Source organism: Aeromonas tecta (genome assembly GCF_000820185.1).
In the GTDB taxonomy this organism is placed as follows: domain Bacteria; phylum Pseudomonadota; class Gammaproteobacteria; order Enterobacterales; family Aeromonadaceae; genus Aeromonas; species Aeromonas tecta.
Map to the genome: position 1 here is coordinate 1 of NZ_CDCA01000033.1, position 871 is coordinate 871.

The window sequence follows — 871 nt, forward strand, 5'->3', positions numbered from 1 at the left end:
GCAGGCTGGCGGGCAGGCCGGTCGGGATCAGTCCTGCCATGGCGGGCAGGGGGCGCTGGCTGAAACGGGCCTGGGTCTTGGCAACCGGTTCGCCAAGCAACAGTGCCATCCGGTTCAGGTGTACGCTCTTTGCGGTGTCCAGCAGCGGCAGGCTGGCCCGGGTGGTGGCGAGGGCGGCGCGGGCGTTGGCGAGGTCGAGATCCGAGCCGTAACCGCTGCGTTGCAGGGATTCGACCATGGCTAGGGTCGCTTGCTGGGATCGCACCGTGTCGGCGGCGATCCGGCTGCGTTCCTCGGCGCCGCGGTATTGCAGGTAGTTGTTGATCACATCCGCCGTCATGGCGGTGATCAAGCCCTTGCGCATGATGCTCGCCTGCTCGGTGCGAATGGCGGCGGCCTGGCTCAGGCTGTCGATGCGACCGAACAAGTCCAGCTCCCAGCTCGCGTTGACCCCGACGAAAGCGGCGGTGGGATCTCTGTCCATCAGCTGCGCCGTGCCGCCGCCGAGGGCACCCGGCAGGGCGAGGGGGGACACCGCCGGTCCGGTGAGGGCGCCGTTTTCACTGAGGCGCGAATCCGTGTAGCCGCCCCCGAGGCTCAAAGTGGGCACCTTGAAGGAGGCAATGGTCTCCTGATAGGCCTGGGCCTGCTGGATGCGCTGACTCGCAATCTTGAGGCTGATGTTCTGGTGTTGGGCAGCCAGCACCAGGGCATCGAGCTCGGGATCCTGGAACTGATGCCACCAGGCGAGGGGGCTCTCCCCGCCGGCCTGGGTGCCCGGGGTGGCTTGGTTGAGGTAGAACTGGCTCACCGTATGGACCGGCGGCTGGTAGTCGGGAGCCAGGCTGCAGCCCCCCAGCAACAGCAGGCC

1 protein-coding gene is annotated in these 871 nt (G+C 67.7%); it reads right to left on the bottom strand.

Features of this window, described 5'->3' with window-relative positions; all coding sequences use genetic code 11:
• Positions 1-871, bottom strand: an 871-nt coding sequence (locus BN1137_RS13955; RefSeq protein WP_198150650.1) for a TolC family protein, incomplete at both ends; no start/stop codon positions are given.